An 18,082-nucleotide genomic window follows, 5' to 3' on the forward strand; every position below is an offset into this window, starting at 1 on the left:
GGCTTATGGTTCTACAATAACATTTTCGCCAACATTTTGCCAAATTTCTACATTCCCATTTAAATTAAATTTTGCATTTGAACCTTTAATTTTTGTGCCAGATTTATTTGTTAAAACAAGGTTTTTCGCTAATCCCGTATTATCTTTTTGGTTAAAAGTAATTTCATCAGCATCAAGAACAAGGTCTTTAAAAGTTAATTTTGCTTGCCCAAACAATAATATCACAGATTTATCTTTACTAAAACGAACAGAATCTTCTGCAGAATACCTTATTCCTTCGATTTCCAAGTCTTCTTGTTTTAAATTATTTACACGAGAAGATTCACTCTTACTTTGCAACTTAATAGCTGCAACTTTCTGTCTTCCATCCTTCTGGTAAAACCTATTAAATAAAGCCTCATTTTTTAGTTCATATTTTTTTGACTGAGCATACATTACAATTAGCTTACTACTCGAGTATTCATTTTTTGCAATTGTTTTTTCACCAATAAATTTTACCACAACTTCATCCCCTATTTTAAATTTATCCTGCTTCATGTTTTGACCATTCAAATCGAAGTTGATTGTAAAAGTCCCATCATTTAATACAATCTTATTTAATGTACCATTGCTGTTTTTTTTAATTGATTTGATTTTCGATGTAGCAAAGCGAGCCTTATTAACCTCATAGCCAAAAGCATGTTTCTCTGATTTACTTTCGAAAATCACTTTACCATCAAAATCAGTAATTTTTGAGAGCATGTAGACAGGATAATCTAATTTTCTAATGACTCTTCCTTTTTTATCAGCTACCACTAATTTGTTGATAGTACTAGATATGTAGACTACTACTTGATCGCCAATCTTAATTCTGTTACTAAAACTATTCGCTTCAATAGGATAAGTTTTCCCATTTGCAGAAAGTTCAAAAAAAACACCTACTGAAATTTTCTCAACCTTAACAACTTTACCTTTAATAATTTCTCCTATTTCAGCAGCTGGCTGTATATCAACTGTGGTATTTTGTTTGGTTTGTGCATAAACTACTTGAACCGCAAATACCCAAACTAAACAGAACACGATTGGCAATGCCAACAAATAAATTAATTTTTTCATTTCTTTAGATTTGGAATTAAACAACATTTTTATTCTCTCTTTTACCGGGCTTTTAACAAAATTATGAGCCAGCGGCATTTCACTTTTAGATATTGCTAGTTTTAATAATAGTGATGCATAGCGCTCACTACCACAAAGTGCTGATGTTAGTAAGTCTGCTTCGTATTCATGAGTTTGCTCCAGTTCTTTATCAAAAAGATAAATTATAGGATTAAACCATAAAAATGCCTTGCAGATTATCATCAGGATTTTATCTATAGAGTGGTATTGATTAGCATGAACAGCTTCATGCTTAAGCAAAACACATATTTCTGACTCTGTCAGGTTTTCGTTATCAATAAAAACATATTTAAAAAAAGAACAGTTAGTGAAGCCACCAGTTTTGTAAATAACTTTCAGTCCGTTATTATCCAACGATACACTTGCAGCTTGTCGAATTATTTTATAAAGATGGAATAGGCCAAAGGATAGTATCGCAAAAGCAATAATACAATAAACATAAGGTAAGCCTGATAACAAGTTAGATTCTGGTCGATTTGCCTGAACAAATTGAATATCAACTGTTTCGTTATTTATCTTGTTTGAAACATTTGTAGCGATTGGTGTTGGCTGTATTACTTGTTGAACTTCAATCTCTTTTTCTAAATTAAACTGCAACGCAGGGATAATAAAACTTAAAACCAAAGTGCCCAATAAATAAAAGCGATTCGATTTAAAAAAGGTAAGTTTTCTTAAAACCAATAAATAGAACGCGAAAAACAAAGCTATGCAAGCACTTACTTTTATAAGGTAGATTAACAGTTCCATACACTTTAAATTAAGATTTCGAAAATTTCACAAAACCGTCTAATATCAAATTGCTTATTCTTCTTAAATTTGCTTCATCACTAACGTATGCCAAACTTTTTTCACTGCTAATATTTCCAAGTTCTACAACCAACGCCGGAACTTTCGATTCTCTTAAAACCAGCAAGTTTGCATTTTTTAAAGAATCGCGTACTTCAATGCCACTAAGTTTATTTAAACTTTGCAGAACATTGGAGCCAAAGCGTTCAGCATATTTTATATTTGGATTTAATTTCGAAACAAAGATCTCTATACCTTCAAAAGGTATTTTCATACCTGCCTTTGGCATACTGTTATGATGAATTGAAATAAAAGCAGTTGCAGTTTCCTTCGGTAATCTATCCCTCAACGGAATAAATTTATCTCTATCCCTGGTTAAAACTACTTTAATATTTCTTTTATCAGCTTCTTCTCTTAAAATTTGAGCAGCTTTTAAATTAAGGTCTTTTTCTCTTATTCCCGATTCACTTTTCGAAGCACCATCCTGCCCACCATGACCAGCATCAATTACCAAAACCAAATCATTACCCAAAGCAAGTTTTTTAATCTCAGCGTTAATACCAAGCTTTTCTCTGGCTGCATCTAAACCTAAATTGTTATCCATAACATGGCTAAGAAAATTTTGATTGGCTAATTCGGCAGTATCATTCTTAATAATATTTGCATCCAAATTAATCAAGGCATTGGTATTGGGTAAAATCAAAGTTTTTGTGTTAACCAAACCGTTATCTTTTTTTATATCAGCTTGTTTAGTAATTACTTTCGTGGTAATAATCTCTTTCTGATTTACAAAAGCCAAACAGCAAATCGATATCACCGGAATGGCAATCAGATAAGTAAGCCTTTGCAACTTTGAGTTTGGTTTTTTGTACATCATCATAATTCTTTTCTTTAATGGAAGCTTACTAAAACTGTTAATTAAATTGTTCGATGGCATTGCTAATTGCAGAAGCAACTTAGCATAACTACTTTTATCAGTCATTTCAACGGTTTCTTCATCAGCCAAAAACTCATGGTTAGTATAAATTTCGTTTCGCCAGAAATAAATAATCGGATTAAGCCATAGTACGCAAGCAACTGCATTAATAATCAGTTTATCAATTACATGCACCTGATTTACATGTACAGATTCATGCTTAATCACCAATTCCCGTTCAACATCGGGTAAAGAAGAATCGATAATTATCTTATTAAAAAAAGAGCAGTTTTTAATCTTTGAATTTGGCTGAACTAAAATGATTGATGCCTTTTTCGAAACCGTAAACTTCTTCAGAATACGTTGTATGTACCCCATCAAAAATATATTTCTAATTAGCAGAACCGCTATAATGAAATAGTAGGAATACTCTAAAACCTGCAACCAATTTATGTTATCGATACCAGATTCAGCGCCGACAAAATCTTTCTCAAATGCATTATCATTACTGTAGACTATCTTTTGCTCAGAAGCAGTTTGATGAACAATAACCTCTTTTTTATGCTCAATAGTTAGTACAGGAATTACGAAACTTATGAAAAGTGTAGTGAGCAGATAAATTCGGTTCAGCTTAAAAAACGTAAGCTTGCTCAGCAATAACTTGTAGGCCGCAAAGAAAATAGCGATGCAGGCTGAAACCTTTAACAGATATATTAAAATCATGGTTTACTGTTTTCGTTAATAATCTTTTTAATTTCTTCTATATCCTTTTCACTTAGCCTTTCTTCCTTAACCATAAACGACAATAAACTTGCAGGCGAATTATCGAAATAACCTGAGAATATTTTAGAAAACGATGTTTTTGCATATTCGTCTTTGCTAATCGCCGGGAAGTATTCGTAAGTTTTTCCGTAAGCCTTATAATTTACATAGCCTTTCTTTTCCAATAACCTAACTATCGATGAAATTGTGTTGTAAGGAGGCTTTGGTTCATCATCCAATTCATCAATAATATCTTTAACAAATCCTTTCTGCAGTTTCCATAAAACCTGCATAATACGTTCTTCCGTTTTGGTTAATTCTTCCATAACTCAAACTTATAACTTATTTATCAGTTATACAACTATAAATTAAGTTATTTAACTTAAAATTCAGTTTTTAAGCACAAGTATCTAAATATCAATAAAATAAATTAATTTAAAAATGAAAGTTTAGTAATTCTTGGTTGGCTGAAGTCCCGCCATTCGCTGTAGCCCTCGTAGAAAAAACTCGGGGCTGCCGCTGTTGTCGGGTTTAGGGTTAACGGACTGTTTAGCGAGAAGTAGAATCATGAGGTAATGGACACTCAATAATAGCTCATGCAAATTTAACCTAGCACTGCACAACTCCCCTACTTAGTTTAAAGGAGGGGTTTGGGGTGGTTTTAATGGAGAAGTTTATCTAAATCTTGATTATAAGCAATGATATTATAGAAATTAACCACCTTCTAAATATGAAGGAATAGCAAACTATAGAAATAGTTAGGCTATATAATTAATGCAACCGTCATTTCGGGCGAAGCCGAGAAATCATTTAAAGTAGTAAAACAATGTTAAAAGATTTCGCAACCAGGGTAGAAATGACGACTAATACTTATTTAAAAAACGTACAAGCGGCATTAAAGCAACAATACTTATAACCTTAAACCTCACTTACTCAAGCCTGCAAGTGCATTAATTGTTAGCGCAACAATCACTGTATTAAAAATAAAAGAAATAATACTGTGCAATAAAGCAAGTCTGCGGATGTTTCGCGAAGAAATCTCAACATCAGAAACCTGAAAGGTCATACCGATGACGAAAGAGAAATAAGCAAAATCGATAAAATCTGGAGCTTCATCATTTGGAAATTCCAGGCCACCTTTCTTGGTTTTATTATCACCATAAAATAAATGAGCATAGCGCATGGCAAAAGTGGTGTGAACCAATGCCCAGGAAAGAAACATGCCCGAAATTGCAATCACCAAATCCAGTGTTTTTATGTTTTGATTTAACAACAACAATACAACTGCCAACATTCCGGCAAATGTAGAAACCAGTACAATTGCAAAGATTTCGCCACGAGTTTCATCTTGTTTTTTCGCCTTCAAGTGTGTTTCTGAAACAGAGGTATTAAAAAACATATACCAATGAAGCGAAATTAAAATCACACAAAACACATCCCAACCCAACATAATATGTGTTAGGCCATCCATTTGCATCAAAAGCGAACCAAAATATGCCCCCAATCCAACTACCAAACTCAGCAATAAAATATATAATGCTGACCTTTTTTGGATACCAGTTAACTTTGGTTCAGTTTCCATCTGTGCTATTGGTTAAATTTTAATTTGAAGTGCTCTTTCGCTTGTCCTTTCTTGAAATAAACCAAGCCAATCCAAAATAAATCTACAGTGACGGTAACATCAGGATGGTTTTTAATTTCATTCCAAGCTTCTTTCATGCCTTTGCTCCAGTAAATATCATCAAAAATAAGAAGCGAGTCTTCTGTAATCTTTGGTAAACACCATTTAAAATAATTCAGCGTGGCCTCTTTTCTATGGTTGCCATCTATGTAAACAAAATCCAATGTAGGCTGCTTTGCAATAATATCAGGCAAAAGTAAATCGAAATTACCAACATGTAATTCAACATTGCTTATGCTTAAATCCTTAAAATTTTTATTGGCCACTCCTGCTGTTTCCGGGCAACCTTCTATTGTAATAATTTGAGTTTCAGAATTAGTCTTTGCCAAATAGGCCGAAGTAATTCCTAAGCAAGTTCCCAATTCTATCGCAGTTTTAGGTTTTGCATTTTTTGCAAGGCGGTAAATTAACTGTGCTAAACGCGGACTTTTAAGTGCATTTTTTGCAATCTGGCTAACTTTTTTTGTGCGATTTTTATTTAAATGAGAACCTGCACCGAGGTCTGTAACCGTTATTTCAGAATCGTCATTAAAAAGTTTTTTTCGCTGTGCTTCTATATTTTTGTATTCGGATTTGCTGCTAAAATCGTAAATTACCTCGTCGGCTAACTTATAAACGAATGGTGAATGTGTTCCGTGTCGGGTTTTAGCCGTCAAACGGTGCTTTAAATAATCTGAAATAAATTGAATTATCATATATTGCAAAAGTAATTAAACGCCGCAAACCAATGTATGTTTTATGGAAAATAACGCAGAGATAAGCGCTTTAGTAAAATTACTCGATGATCCGGATGAAGAAGTCTATCATCATGTAGAAAAGAAACTTTTAGAGTACGGTGGAGAAGTTATTCATTTTCTGGAAAATGCATGGGAACAGGCTTTCGACGGCCTAATGCAAGAAAGAATTGAAAACATCGTTCATCAAATACAATTTAATACCGTAAAAGAAGATTTAAATTTATGGTATTTAAGTGGTGCATTTGATTTATTGCATGGCGCATTAATCATAAACCGTTACCAATATCCTGATTTAGATGAGCAAAAAGTAATTATCCAACTAGAAGAAATTAAGCGAGAAATTTGGCTTGGCTTACAGTACGAAATGAGTTCTGTAGAAAAAGTGAAGCTAATAAATCATGTTTTGTATCAACAATATGGCTTTGGCGGAAACACCAAAAACCACCATGACCCTCAAAATTCTTACCTTAATCAGGTATTGGAAAGTAAAAAAGGTAATCAAATTTCTTTAGCTATAATTTATTCAACAATAGCCCAAAAACTAGATTTACCGATATACGGCATCAATCTTCCACAGCATTTTATTTTAGGATATATTGATGAAAGCAAACAGGAAAGCACTGAATACGGCGTACTATTTTATATAAATGCCTTTAATCGTGGTAACATTTTTGGAAAACACGATGTTGAGCAGTTTTTACGCCAGTTAAATTTGGAATCGATGCCAGAATATTATCGTCCTTGTAGTAACGCAGATATTATTAGAAGGGTAATTAGAAATTTAATATCAGCATATGAAAATGCAGGCGCAACCGAAAAAGTTGCAGAGTTGAACCAGCTACAAAGTATTATAAAAGACGAAAATAAACCAGAATAATTTAATTCCAATGCAAATGATAAATAAGATAAAACCAGTTCTAACAATTATTATTTGCATTTTTTTTGTTTCGAATCTTAATGCTCAAAAAAAAGTTAAGCCAAATGTTATTGCATATTACACAGGCAACGGCACCGTCATAGATAGCTTTCCCATTGAGAAAATTAGCCACCTAATCTACAGTTTTGCGCACTTAAAAGGCGACAGCATTAATATTCATTCTGCAAAAGATTCGGCGCTTATTTCGAAAATGGTTGGCTTAAAAAAGCGAAATCCTGATTTGAAAATAATGATTGCTCTAGGCGGTTGGGGCGGTTGTGCACCTTGTTCTGAAGTTTTCAGCAGAGCTGATGGGAGGAAAACCTTTGCTAAAACTACAAAGTCATTATTGGCTTTTTTCAAAGCGGATGGTATTGACTTAGATTGGGAATATCCGGCAGTTGTTGGTCACCCAGGACACAAATACCAAGAAGCAGATAAGCAAAATTTTACTGAACTGGTTAGAGAATTACGCAAAAGCCTTGGCAAAAAAGCAGAAATTAGTTTCGCCGCAGGCGGAACAAAAAATTGTATTGATTCTTGCTTTGAATGGGATAAAGTAATGCCTTTAGTTAACCGCGTTAATTTAATGAGCTACGATTTGGTAAGCGGTTACTCAACCACAAGCGGTCACCATACGCCTTTATATTCTACGCCTCAACAGCAGCAACTTTCGGCAGACTTTGGTATTAAAGCAATGCTTGCTTATGGCGTACCAGCGAATAAAATTGCTTTAGGTGCTGCATTTTACGCTCGTGTATTTCAAAATACAACCGACGAAAATAATGGCTTATATCAGCCAACTAAATTCCTGAAAGGTATTGCATCAAAATCTTTTAAAACTGAATTTACAGAAGCAAAAGGTTATAAATATTACTGGGATGATGTTGCTAAAGCACCATATTATTACAATGCCCAAAGTAAGCAACTCGTAACTTTTGATGATGCTAAGTCGATTGCTTTTAAAACAGAATATGTTATAAAGCAAAAACTTAATGGCATTATGTTTTGGGAACTTACCGAAGATTCTTACTCCGAAGGCTTGTTGGATGAAATTGATAAGGCGATAAAACCTTAGTTTCTGCAGCGCAAAAACAGTACAATTTTCGTAAGTTTCTTCCCGTTTTTCGCTTTTACGCTTCGCTTCGTCATTACATTCCTCGCTGCAGGGTAATGCTACAACCGGGGCTAAATTGCAATTGCAATGCTTTTCTTTTAAGTTTTGGGTTACAGAACCATAAATTGGTAAACCCGATATAAGCGGCAGCCCCGAAATGCAATGAGGGCTACAGCGTTTAGCGGGACTAAACCTTGCCAAATGTGAAGAACCCATAATTTTCTGATTCTCTTTTAAAACTTAAAACTTTTCTTTTCTCATCCAATCACCCATTAGCACAAACCAATCTACATCAGAAGTTTTGTTTTTTAAGCCAAAGCCATGGCCGCCTTGTTCGTATAAATACAAATCTGTTTTAACACCATTTTTTTTTAAAGCTTCATTTAATAAAATACTATTCGCCACAGGAACTGATTTATCGTCTTTCGCATGAACAAGAAATGTTGGTGGTGTCTTTTTGTTTACGTTCTGATTTGCAGAAAAATAATGTTTTAGTTCATCTTTTGGCTCCTTTCCTAATAAATTCTTCATGGTTCCGGTATGTACAGATTCTTCAAAACTTATAACAGGGTAAACCAAAACTGCAAAATCAGGACGAAGAGTAACTTTTTCTTTATTTTCAATTTTAACATCGTTATAATGAGCCAGCAATGTAGAAGCCAAATGACCGCCCGCTGAGAAGCCCATTATTCCAATTTTATTGTTTTTTATATTATACTTCTTCGCATTGTTTCTGGTTAGATAAATTGCCTGCTCAACATCCTGTAGAAGTGCATAGGTTTTATCAACCATTATTTCATCACTTGGAAGGCGATATTTTAGCACAAATGCGGTTACCCCAATTTCGTTAAATCTTTTAGCAACATTATAACCTTCATGATCTATTGCCAAAATACCGTATCCACCACCCGGACATATAATTACAGCAGTACCCGTTGCCTTTTCAGCAGGGGCTTCAAAAACTGTTAAAGTGGGTTTCGTAACTTTGCCAATTCTGGATATACCATCAGTTCCCTTTTGTATTACTTCGTTATATGTTGCAGAAACTTTTGACCCTGGAACGCTTCCATTATATAACGGAATTACTTCCTGTGCATTTAAATTTAACATCAACAATACACTTAAAATAAATAAAAAGGACACTTTTTTCATTTGGAAAGATTTAAAATTCCATTAAATAGGCTTTCAAAAAGCCATCAATATCACCATTTAATACTGCATCGGGATTTGAAGTTTGATAATTCGTTCGATGGTCTTTCACCCTTCTATCATCCAGAACATAACTGCGTATTTGCGAGCCCCACTCAATCTTCTTTTTCGAACCTTCTATCGCGGCAATTTCTTCATTACGTTTGCGTTGCTCAATCTCGTAAAGTTGAGATTTTAATAAACGCAAGGCATTTTCCTTATTCTGTAATTGCGATCTTGACTCCTGATTTTTAATAATAATACCAGAAGGTTTGTGATATAAGCGTACTGCGGTTTCAACCTTGTTCACGTTTTGACCACCAGCACCACCCGCTCTAAAAGTTTCAAATTCAACATCGGCAGGATTGATATTAATGTCTATCGTTTCATCAATTAATGGGTAAACATAAACCGATGCAAATGAGGTATGTCTGCGGGCATTCGAGTCAAATGGAGAAATTCTAACTAAACGATGAACACCATTTTCGCCTTTCAGATAACCATAGGAAAATTCTCCATCGAACTGTAGCGTGACTGATTTTATTCCTGCTACATCACCCTCCTGACTATCCTGTTCAGTTATCTTGTAACCATTTTTTTCACCCCACATCATGTACATACGCATGAGCATGTATGCCCAGTCGCAACTTTCTGTACCGCCCGCACCAGCTGTAATTTGCATTACTGCCGATAGCTGATCTTCTTTAGTGCGCAGCATGTTTTTCAGTTCCAAATCAGAAACGATTTGTTTGCTGTTTTCGAAAAGTTCTTCCAATTCGGCTTCTGTAGCATCTCCGGATTGAAAAAAATCAAACATAACAGCTGCATCTTCAACCGCACTATTAGCATTTTCAAAACCATCTGTCCATTTTTTCTTTGAACTGATTTCTGCAAGAATTTTTTCTGCCTTTTTTGGCTCATCCCAAAAATCGGGGGCCATTGTTAATTTTTCTTCTTCGCGAATAGCGTAGAGCAATTCATCAACGTCAAAGATGCCTCCTCAGAGACGTTATTCTGTCTCTTAAATCCTGAATTTGTTCTTTAGTCATATTGGCAAATATATAAATTAGCTTATTAGTTAAGGTGAAAATAAGCGAATTCATTATTTATACTCTTTGAAATGTAAGGAGCTGTAACGACATTGCGAGGCACGAAGCAATCTTATTAACTAGAGATTGCTTCGTACCTCGCAATGACGGCATGAGTAAAATTACCTAATTCTTCTTCATCGCCATATAATCCAGGGTCAGATTCGCCAGCAACTTAACGCCTAATACAAAACCACTTTCATCCAAATAGAAATCTGGTGTATGGTGTGATGGTGCTTTTAACGGGTCTTTACCTTTTGGCATTCCACCTAAAAACACAAATAAACCTGGTACTTTCTCCTGGAAGAAAGAAAAGTCTTCTGCTCCAGTAACTGGCGGTTTAAGTTTTACATGTGAAGCACCTGCCGTTGCCTGCATACTTGGCAACATTTTTTCAGTTAAAGCAATATTATTAAAGGTTACCGGATAATGATTACTGTAAGGAATTTTAACTTCAGCCTCTGCACCTCCAGCCTCAGCTGTTTTGGTTGCAATTGTTTTTATCCTTTCGATAAACATGGCTTCATCTTCTTTGCTGAAATTACGAACCGTACCCAGCATTTCTACTTTTTCGGGAATAATATTCGAACGAACGCCTCCATTAATTGCACCAATAGTTACTACACCAGGGTTTTCTGTAACGTTTAGGTTTCTGCTCACAATGGTTTGCAGGTTATTTACAATCTGGGCTGAAATTACAACCGGGTCAATGCTACTCCAAGGGTAAGCACCATGCGCCTGACGGCCAGTTACCGTAATTTTCATATCATTAACTGCCGCCATCGTTCCGCCTGGGCGGTAAGTTACATCACCTGCTTCGGTTTGCGAATTAATGTGCAGACCAAAAATCACGTCTACTTTAGGGTTTTGCAAAACGCCTTCCTTTATCATTAAAGCCGCTCCGCCTTCTTCGCCTGCAGAAACACCTTCTTCAGCTGGTTGAAAGATAAATTTTACCGTGCCTGCAATTTCCTTTTGCATCGAAGCGAGCACCTCGGCAACCCCCATTAAAATGGCAACGTGACTGTCATGTCCGCAGGCATGCATTACGCCAACTTCTTGTCCGTTATATTGAGTTTTAACCTTGGATGCAAAAGGTACATCTACCCTTTCGGCAACAGGCAAACCATCCATATCGGCTCTCAAGGCAACAACCGGACCAGGCTTTCCTCCTTTTAAAATACCAACTACACCTGTTTTGGCAACGCCTGTGGTAACTTTAATACCTAAAGATTCAAGATGTTTTGCAACTATCCCTGCAGTTCTGGTTTCGAAATTTCCGAGTTCGGGATGTTGATGAAAATCGCGGCGCCAGGTGATTACCTTCTGCTCAATGGCATCGGCTTTTTTCGCAACAGTTGGTCTTAAATCTGATTTTTGCGCCTGAGCACACAACCATATTGAAGAAAGGCTTAACAGTAATAATTTTTTCATTTAGGGAATAGGTTGGTTAAAGATGACCTAATCTAATAATTTTAGATCATGAAATTAATAAATTAACTATATTCTTTATCGCACCTTGAAGGGTATTTCTTCGGAGCTTCTTCGAGAAAATGACTTAATTCTCGAACAAGGTCCGAAGAAGTCTCGAAGAAGCTCCGAAGAAATCACATTATTTTAGTGTTTTTTAGCCCGAAATCCAGAAAACAAAAAAGAGGCTATGCCTTACTAAAGTGACCCCAAAATGTGTCTAACTTTTTGGGGCAGTTTATACAGATAAGCCTCTTAAAATTTGTCATTAATTATATCAAAATGCTGAATTATTTTCAGCATTTTGATATAATTAATGACAAATTTTAATTAAATAAACCTTTTAATTTGTCCATAATGCCACCAGATTGTGCAGAACCGTTTTGCGCCTGTCCACCGCCGTTGAACATACCGATTACATCACTCACATCAAACTTACCATCAGCACCACCAGCTAGATTGCCCAATACATCCTGAATGTTGAAAGAACTATCATTTGGGTCAGCGGTTTTTTTAGTGAGTTTACTTAAGATTACAGGTATCACTGTCGCCGCTAAAGTTTTAGCCGTTTCTGCATTGATGCCCAGTCCAGCCAATTTATCAGTAAAATTTCCGGCAGCTTGCGCAGTAATCGGAGAACCTTCTGCATTGCCTGTATTAAAAATTTCTGCTAAACCACCAATATTGCCAGCTGACATTTGGTTTTTCAAAGCATCAAAAATAGAACCTGAAGCCGCCTGAATAACAGCCTCATTTTGTTCGTTTGGAACTGCGCTATTGTTTACAACACTTTCCTGTACGTTCTCTCGAACCAATTCACTCAAATTTTCTAACATATATTTTTAAATTAATGTTGATAAAATAGGATGCTGCTATTGTAGGAGATGTTAACTGCAAGTTACCTCCTTTGAAAGAAATAATGAAATGTATTTTTTGAACAAAAAAAGGACACTTTTAAAAGTTTGCTTTATTACTTTTACAAAAAACAAAATACTATGTTACCAAAAATAAATTTTACCGAAACGGAAGCCTACAAATATTTGGCTGATCACTTTATAGACATCAACGAGAAAAGCATTAAAGATTTATTTGCTGAAGATGCAGACCGCTTTTCGAAGTTCTCTTTATTTTTTGAAGACATTTTACTTGACTACAGTAAAAACAGAATAACCGAAGAAACTTTAGCCTTACTTATTCAGCTAGCACGAGAATGTAAATTAGATGAAGCCATAAAATCAATGTTTGATGGCGATAAAATTAATGAAACAGAAGATCGCTCGGTACTTCACATCGCTTTGCGAAATTTAAGTAATACACCAATTTTAGTTGATGGGAAAGATGTAATGCCTGATGTTAATGTTGTGCTTACTAAAATGGAGAAATTCAGCAACAGCATTATAAGTGGTGAGTGGAAAGGTTACACTGGCAAAGCGATAACTGATGTAGTTAATATTGGTATTGGTGGTTCTGATTTGGGGCCAGTGATGGTAACTGAGGCTTTGAAACATTACAAAAATCATTTAAATATCCATTTTGTTTCAAATATTGATGGTACACATATCGCAGAAACATTGTCTGGTTTAAACGCAGAAACAACTTTATTCCTTGTTGCTTCTAAAACTTTTACTACACAAGAAACCATGACCAATGCACATTCGGCCCGTTCGTGGTTTTTAGAAAAAGGCGGTAAAGAAGATGATATTGCTAAACATTTCGCTGCATTGTCAACCAATGCTAAAGATGTTTCGGCTTTTGGAATAGATACAGAAAACATGTTCGAATTCTGGGATTGGGTTGGTGGTCGCTATTCTTTATGGAGCGCTATTGGTTTATCCATCTCACTAAGTATAGGCTTCGATAATTTTAAGCAATTACTTGCCGGTGCACATGCTGCTGATAACCATTTTAAAACTGCAGAATTTGAAAGTAACGTTCCGGTTATTTTGGGATTATTAGGCATTTGGTACATCAATTTTTACAATGCAGAAACGCAGGTAATTTTACCCTACGACCAATACATGCATCGCTTTGCGGCATATTTCCAACAAGGCGATATGGAAAGTAATGGAAAGCATGTTGATAGAAATGGCAACGAAGTTGATTATGAAACCGGGCCAATTATTTGGGGAGAACCTGGCACCAACGGTCAGCATGCATTTTACCAGTTAATACACCAGGGAACGAGAATTATCCCTGCAGATTTTATTGCGCCTGCTCAAAGTTTAAATCCACTTGGCGATCATCATCCGATTTTACTATCAAATTTCTTTGCGCAAACAGAGGCTTTAATGAATGGTAAAACGGAAGAAGAAGTTTCATCAGAATTAAAAAAAGATGGTAAAAATGCAGAAGAGATTGCAAAACTAGCACCATTTAAAGTATTTGAGGGCAACAGACCAACCAACTCAATTTTATTGAAAAAAGTTACCCCATATACTTTAGGCAGTTTAGTGGCCATGTATGAGCACAAAATTTTTGTTCAAGGCATTATATGGAACATTTTCAGTTTCGACCAATGGGGTGTAGAATTAGGTAAACAGCTCGCTAAGAAAATTCTTCCTGAACTAGATGGAAATGAAAAAGTTTCGAGCCATGATAGTTCTACAAACGGATTGATAAATCAATATAAAAACTGGAGATAATATCAGGATAACATAAAAAAGCGAGTTAAACACTCGCTTTTTTTGTGATAATTACATACTTTAGCTAAATCTCCTATTTGTTTAGTTACAACAACCAAACGATTATTAATATTTTTAAATCCAAGAAATCAAACTAAACTGATTTCAAAAACAAACTAATTATCTAATGAAAAAAAGATTTCTTTTTGCTCTTGCCATTTCCGGTTTGTGCTTTAGCGCTTCGGCACAAAAGGTACAATTTTCGGAATTTGATTTAGACAACGGATTGCATGTTATCTTGCATCAAGACAAAACTGCCCCAGTTGTTGCCGTATCGGTAATGTACCATGTTGGTTCTAAAGATGAAGAAACAGAACGTACTGGTTTTGCACACTTCTTTGAACACTTGCTTTTTGAAGGCTCAAAAAACATTAAAAAGGGCGATTTTATGAAACTCGTTAGCAGTAACGGCGGACAAAATAATGCCAATACCTCACAAGATCGTACTTTCTATTACGAAGTTTTCCCATCAAACCAGTTAGAATTAGGCTTGTGGTTAGAGAGCGAACGCATGTTGCACCCGGTTATTAATGAAGGTGGCGTTAAAACACAAAATGAGGTTGTAAAGGAAGAAAAGCGTATGCGTATTGATAATTCGCCATACGGTAAATTCACGGAGAAAATCTTCACTCACTTATTTGAAGGTCACCCTTACAGATGGCAACCAATTGGCTCTATGGAGCATTTAGATGCTGCAAAGCTTAGCGAGTTTATCGCTTTCTTTAAAAAGTACTATGTGCCAAATAATGCAGTTTTAACCATTGCTGGCGATTTAGATGTAGAAAAAACTAAAACGCTTGTAAAACAATATTTTAATGAAGTTCCGAAAGGCGCTCCAATCGTTAGGAAAGAAGTGGTTTTACCTGAGATAAAAAAGCAGATTATTGATACGGCTTATGATGCTAACATTCAGATACCGGCAATCTTTGCAGCTTACCGTGTACCGGGAATGAAAAGCAGAGAGAATAAGGTTTTAGGTATGATTAGCTCAATTTTATCGGGCGGCGGAAGCTCCAGATTAAGCACTAAAATGGTTGACGAGAAAAAGACGGCGCTACAAGTTGCCGCTTTTAACTATACACTAGAAGATTATGGCGCATACATTACTTTAGCTTTACCAAATAAAAATACCTCACTTAACGATTTATTAAAGGATATTGATGAAGAAGTTTTGCGTTTACAAACGGATTTAATCAGCGAAAGCGATTACAAAAAACTTCAAAATCAATTCGAAAATAGTTATGTGAGTGCAAACAGCAGAATGCTTGGTGTTGCTGAAAACTTAGCAAATGGTTATACTTTTCATAATAAAGATACCAACGACATTAATAAAGAACTTGATGTAATTAAATCGATTACCAGAGAAGAAATTAGAGATGTTGCTAAAAAATACCTGAATAAAGATCAACGTATTGTATTATACTATTTACCAAAAAAATAACTAAAGCTAAGTTTCATATTACATTATTTAAGACATGAAAAAATTATTCATCATAGCTGCAGTTTCCTTATTGGCTCAAGGTATTTCAGCACAAACAATAGATCGTAGCCAAAAACCTAAACCTGGTCCAGCTCCGGTTATTACCATTGGCGACCCGGTTATTTATAAATTAGCAAACGGCATTACTGTTTTGGTTGTGGAAAACCATAAGCTTCCAAAAGTTACGGCAAGTTATAGCATAGATGCTGGTCCAATTACTGAAGGCGCTAAAGCGGGCGTTATAAGTTTAATGGGCAGCATGCTAAATGAGGGCACAACTACAAAAACAAAGGTACAATTTGATGAAGCAGTTGACCAATTGGGTGCAGATGTTAACACAAGTGCATCCGGAGGTTCAGTTTCTGCTTTAACCCGTTATTTCGACCAGGCGTTTATGCTTATGGCAGAAAGTTTACGTAAGCCGTCGTTCCCGGCTGCATCATTTGAGAAATTAAAATCTCAAACCTTAACAGGATTAAAATCAAACGAGAAAAGTGCAAAAGCAATCTCAGCCAGAGTTGTAAATGCGCTTTCTTATGGTATAAATCACCCAAGTGGAGAATTTACCACAGAAAAATCTATAAATGGCATTACACTGGATGATATTAAAGCGATGTATTCAAAATACATTACACCATCCAGAGGTTATTTAACCTTTGTTGGCGATATTAAACCAGAAGCTGCAAAAGCACTTGCAGAAAAAGCATTTGGTGATTGGAAAGGTTCGGCTTTAACTTTACCAACAGTTGCAAAAGTTAACAATCCGGCTAAAACAGAGGTTGATGTTGTAAATGTAAGTAATGCAGTTCAATCTGAAATTACGGTTGCCAACCTTATCGATTTACCTTTAAGCAGTCCTGATTATTTCGCCGTTTTATTAGCAAACCAGATTTTAGGTGGTGGTTCAGAATCAAGATTATTTATGAACTTACGTGAGAAACATGGTTTTACTTATGGCGCATATTCAGGAACTGGTTCTGGTAGATTTCAATCTAAATTCTCTGCAAATGCAGCCGTTAGAAACGAAAAAGTAGATAGTGCTGTTGTAGAGTTTTTAAGAGAGATTAACAATATTCGCACAACAAAAGTAACTGCAGAAGAATTACAGAATGCTAAAAACCTTTACAATGGTTCATTTGCATTAGGTTTAGAAAACCCTGCACGTACGGCTGGTTTTGCAAGTAGCATTTTAATTAATGGTTTACCGAAAGATTTTTACCGTACTTATCTTCAAAAAATTAATGCTGTAGCTACTGATGATGTTTTACGTGTTGCTAAAAAATATTTTAACCATGATAATACGCGTGTAATTATTGTTGGTAAAACCGATGCTTTTGTACCTGGTTTAACCAAAGCAGGCTTTACTGTTAAAACTTTCGATAACTATGCTGCACCAGTTACGGCAACTTCAAATGCAACAGCAGCACCAGCAAAATCTGCTCAGGAAGTTATTGGGAATTACATCAAAGCTATTGGTGGCGAAGCTGCCTTGAAAAAAGTAACATCATTACAACAAACTGGAGAAATGGATATGCAAGGCAATAAATTAGCGGTTTCATTCAAAAAAATGAATCCTAATATGAGCAGCATGGAAATATCGATGATGGGCCAAACTGCAATGAAACAAACCTTTAATGGTACATCTGGTTACCAAATGCAAATGGGTAAAAAAGCAGATTTAACGGCTGAAGAAATTGCAGAAGCTAAAGCTGATAAAGGCATTTTCAATCAACTTTATTACGGAACGGATGGCAGCAAAGTTGAAGTTGCTGGTACTGCCAAAGTTGGCAAAGCCGATGCTTACAAACTTACTGTAACTTCTGCATCTGGTAAAAAGAAAACAGAATATTACGATGTTACTTCTGGATTACTTTTAAAAGAAGAAAGCACAACCACTAAAGATGGTAACGAAATTACGCAAAGCACTGAATATTCAGACTACAAAAAAGTAGGCGATGTTTTATTTCCTCATGCAATGATGCAAAGTGTACAAACTGCAAGAGGCGGACAAGAATTTAACATCTCCATAAAAGAGGTTAAAGTTAATCCTGCTTTACAAGCTGCTGATTTTAATTAAAATTTAAAACATATTTTTTTAAGCCGCT

At 35.5% G+C, this 18,082-nt stretch carries 14 protein-coding genes; 5 read left to right on the forward strand and 9 right to left on the reverse strand.

Translation table 11 applies throughout. The features are described 5' to 3' along the window. Positions 1-3: 3 nt before the first annotated feature. From QWY86_RS02260 to QWY86_RS02280, 5 genes are all read right to left on the reverse strand, one after another. Positions 4-1,788 (reverse strand): M56 family metallopeptidase, encoded by a 1,785-nt coding sequence (locus tag QWY86_RS02260; RefSeq protein ID WP_290238244.1) that lies wholly within the window; start codon positions 1,786-1,788, stop codon positions 4-6. Positions 1,789-1,912: 124 nt separating this feature from the next. Next, a complete protein-coding gene (locus QWY86_RS02265) occupies positions 1,913-3,580 on the reverse strand; it encodes an N-acetylmuramoyl-L-alanine amidase (RefSeq protein ID WP_290238246.1) in 1,668 nt (555 codons plus the stop codon). Continuing rightward, positions 3,577-3,945, reverse strand: a complete 369-nt coding sequence (locus QWY86_RS02270; protein ID WP_290238248.1) for a BlaI/MecI/CopY family transcriptional regulator — start codon at positions 3,943-3,945, stop codon at positions 3,577-3,579. The genes QWY86_RS02265 and QWY86_RS02270 overlap by 4 nt, the downstream gene beginning before the upstream one ends. Positions 3,946-4,544: 599 nt before the next feature. Beyond that, complete coding sequence (locus QWY86_RS02275) at positions 4,545-5,201, reverse strand: DUF1345 domain-containing protein (RefSeq protein WP_290238256.1); 657 nt, start codon at positions 5,199-5,201, stop codon at positions 4,545-4,547. 5 nt (positions 5,202-5,206) lie between these two features. Then, positions 5,207-5,995 (reverse strand): O-methyltransferase, encoded by a 789-nt coding sequence (locus tag QWY86_RS02280; RefSeq protein ID WP_290238258.1) that lies wholly within the window; start codon positions 5,993-5,995, stop codon positions 5,207-5,209. Between the two features lie 43 nt (positions 5,996-6,038). Between QWY86_RS02280 and QWY86_RS02285 the strand changes: the two genes are divergently transcribed. After that, positions 6,039-6,914, forward strand: a complete 876-nt coding sequence (locus tag QWY86_RS02285; RefSeq protein WP_290238260.1) for a transglutaminase-like domain-containing protein — start codon at positions 6,039-6,041, stop codon at positions 6,912-6,914. Positions 6,915-6,930: 16 nt separating this feature from the next. Beyond that, positions 6,931-8,031 (forward strand): glycoside hydrolase family 18 protein, encoded by a 1,101-nt coding sequence (locus tag QWY86_RS02290; protein WP_290238262.1) that lies wholly within the window; start codon positions 6,931-6,933, stop codon positions 8,029-8,031. A 279-nt stretch (positions 8,032-8,310) separates the two neighbouring features. Here the strand turns inward: QWY86_RS02290 and QWY86_RS02295 are convergent, their stop codons facing one another. From QWY86_RS02295 to QWY86_RS02310, 4 genes are all read right to left on the reverse strand, one after another. Further along, positions 8,311-9,222 (reverse strand): alpha/beta hydrolase, encoded by a 912-nt coding sequence (locus QWY86_RS02295; RefSeq protein WP_290238264.1) that lies wholly within the window; start codon positions 9,220-9,222, stop codon positions 8,311-8,313. A 10-nt stretch (positions 9,223-9,232) separates the two neighbouring features. Beyond that, positions 9,233-10,307, reverse strand: a protein-coding gene (gene prfB / locus QWY86_RS02300) for a peptide chain release factor 2 (protein ID WP_290238267.1) whose coding sequence is annotated in 2 segments (ribosomal slippage) — positions 9,233-10,246 and positions 10,248-10,307 — 1,074 coding nt in all. Because the reading frame shifts where the segments join, the coding sequence is not laid out codon by codon here. 165 nt (positions 10,308-10,472) lie between these two features. Then, positions 10,473-11,780 (reverse strand): amidohydrolase, encoded by a 1,308-nt coding sequence (locus tag QWY86_RS02305; protein WP_290238268.1) that lies wholly within the window; start codon positions 11,778-11,780, stop codon positions 10,473-10,475. 362 nt (positions 11,781-12,142) lie between these two features. Continuing rightward, on the reverse strand, positions 12,143-12,652 hold the full coding sequence (locus QWY86_RS02310) for a hypothetical protein (RefSeq protein WP_290238270.1): 510 nt from the start codon (positions 12,650-12,652) through the stop codon (positions 12,143-12,145). A 159-nt stretch (positions 12,653-12,811) separates the two neighbouring features. On the opposite strand from QWY86_RS02310, the gene pgi reads away from it, so the two are divergent. From pgi to QWY86_RS02325, 3 genes are all read left to right on the forward strand, one after another. Continuing rightward, positions 12,812-14,458, forward strand: coding sequence for a glucose-6-phosphate isomerase (pgi, locus tag QWY86_RS02315; RefSeq protein ID WP_290238272.1), 1,647 nt, complete (start codon positions 12,812-12,814; stop codon positions 14,456-14,458). A 166-nt stretch (positions 14,459-14,624) separates the two neighbouring features. Further along, positions 14,625-15,938, forward strand: a complete 1,314-nt coding sequence (locus tag QWY86_RS02320) for a M16 family metallopeptidase (protein WP_290238274.1) — start codon at positions 14,625-14,627, stop codon at positions 15,936-15,938. A 34-nt stretch (positions 15,939-15,972) separates the two neighbouring features. Further along, positions 15,973-18,054: an insulinase family protein gene (locus tag QWY86_RS02325; RefSeq protein ID WP_290238275.1), complete on the forward strand. Its 2,082-nt coding sequence runs from the start codon at positions 15,973-15,975 to the stop codon at positions 18,052-18,054. Positions 18,055-18,082 lie beyond the last annotated feature (28 nt).

It is taken from the genome of Pedobacter aquatilis, from assembly GCF_030409415.1.
In the GTDB taxonomy this organism is placed as follows: domain Bacteria; phylum Bacteroidota; class Bacteroidia; order Sphingobacteriales; family Sphingobacteriaceae; genus Pedobacter; species Pedobacter aquatilis.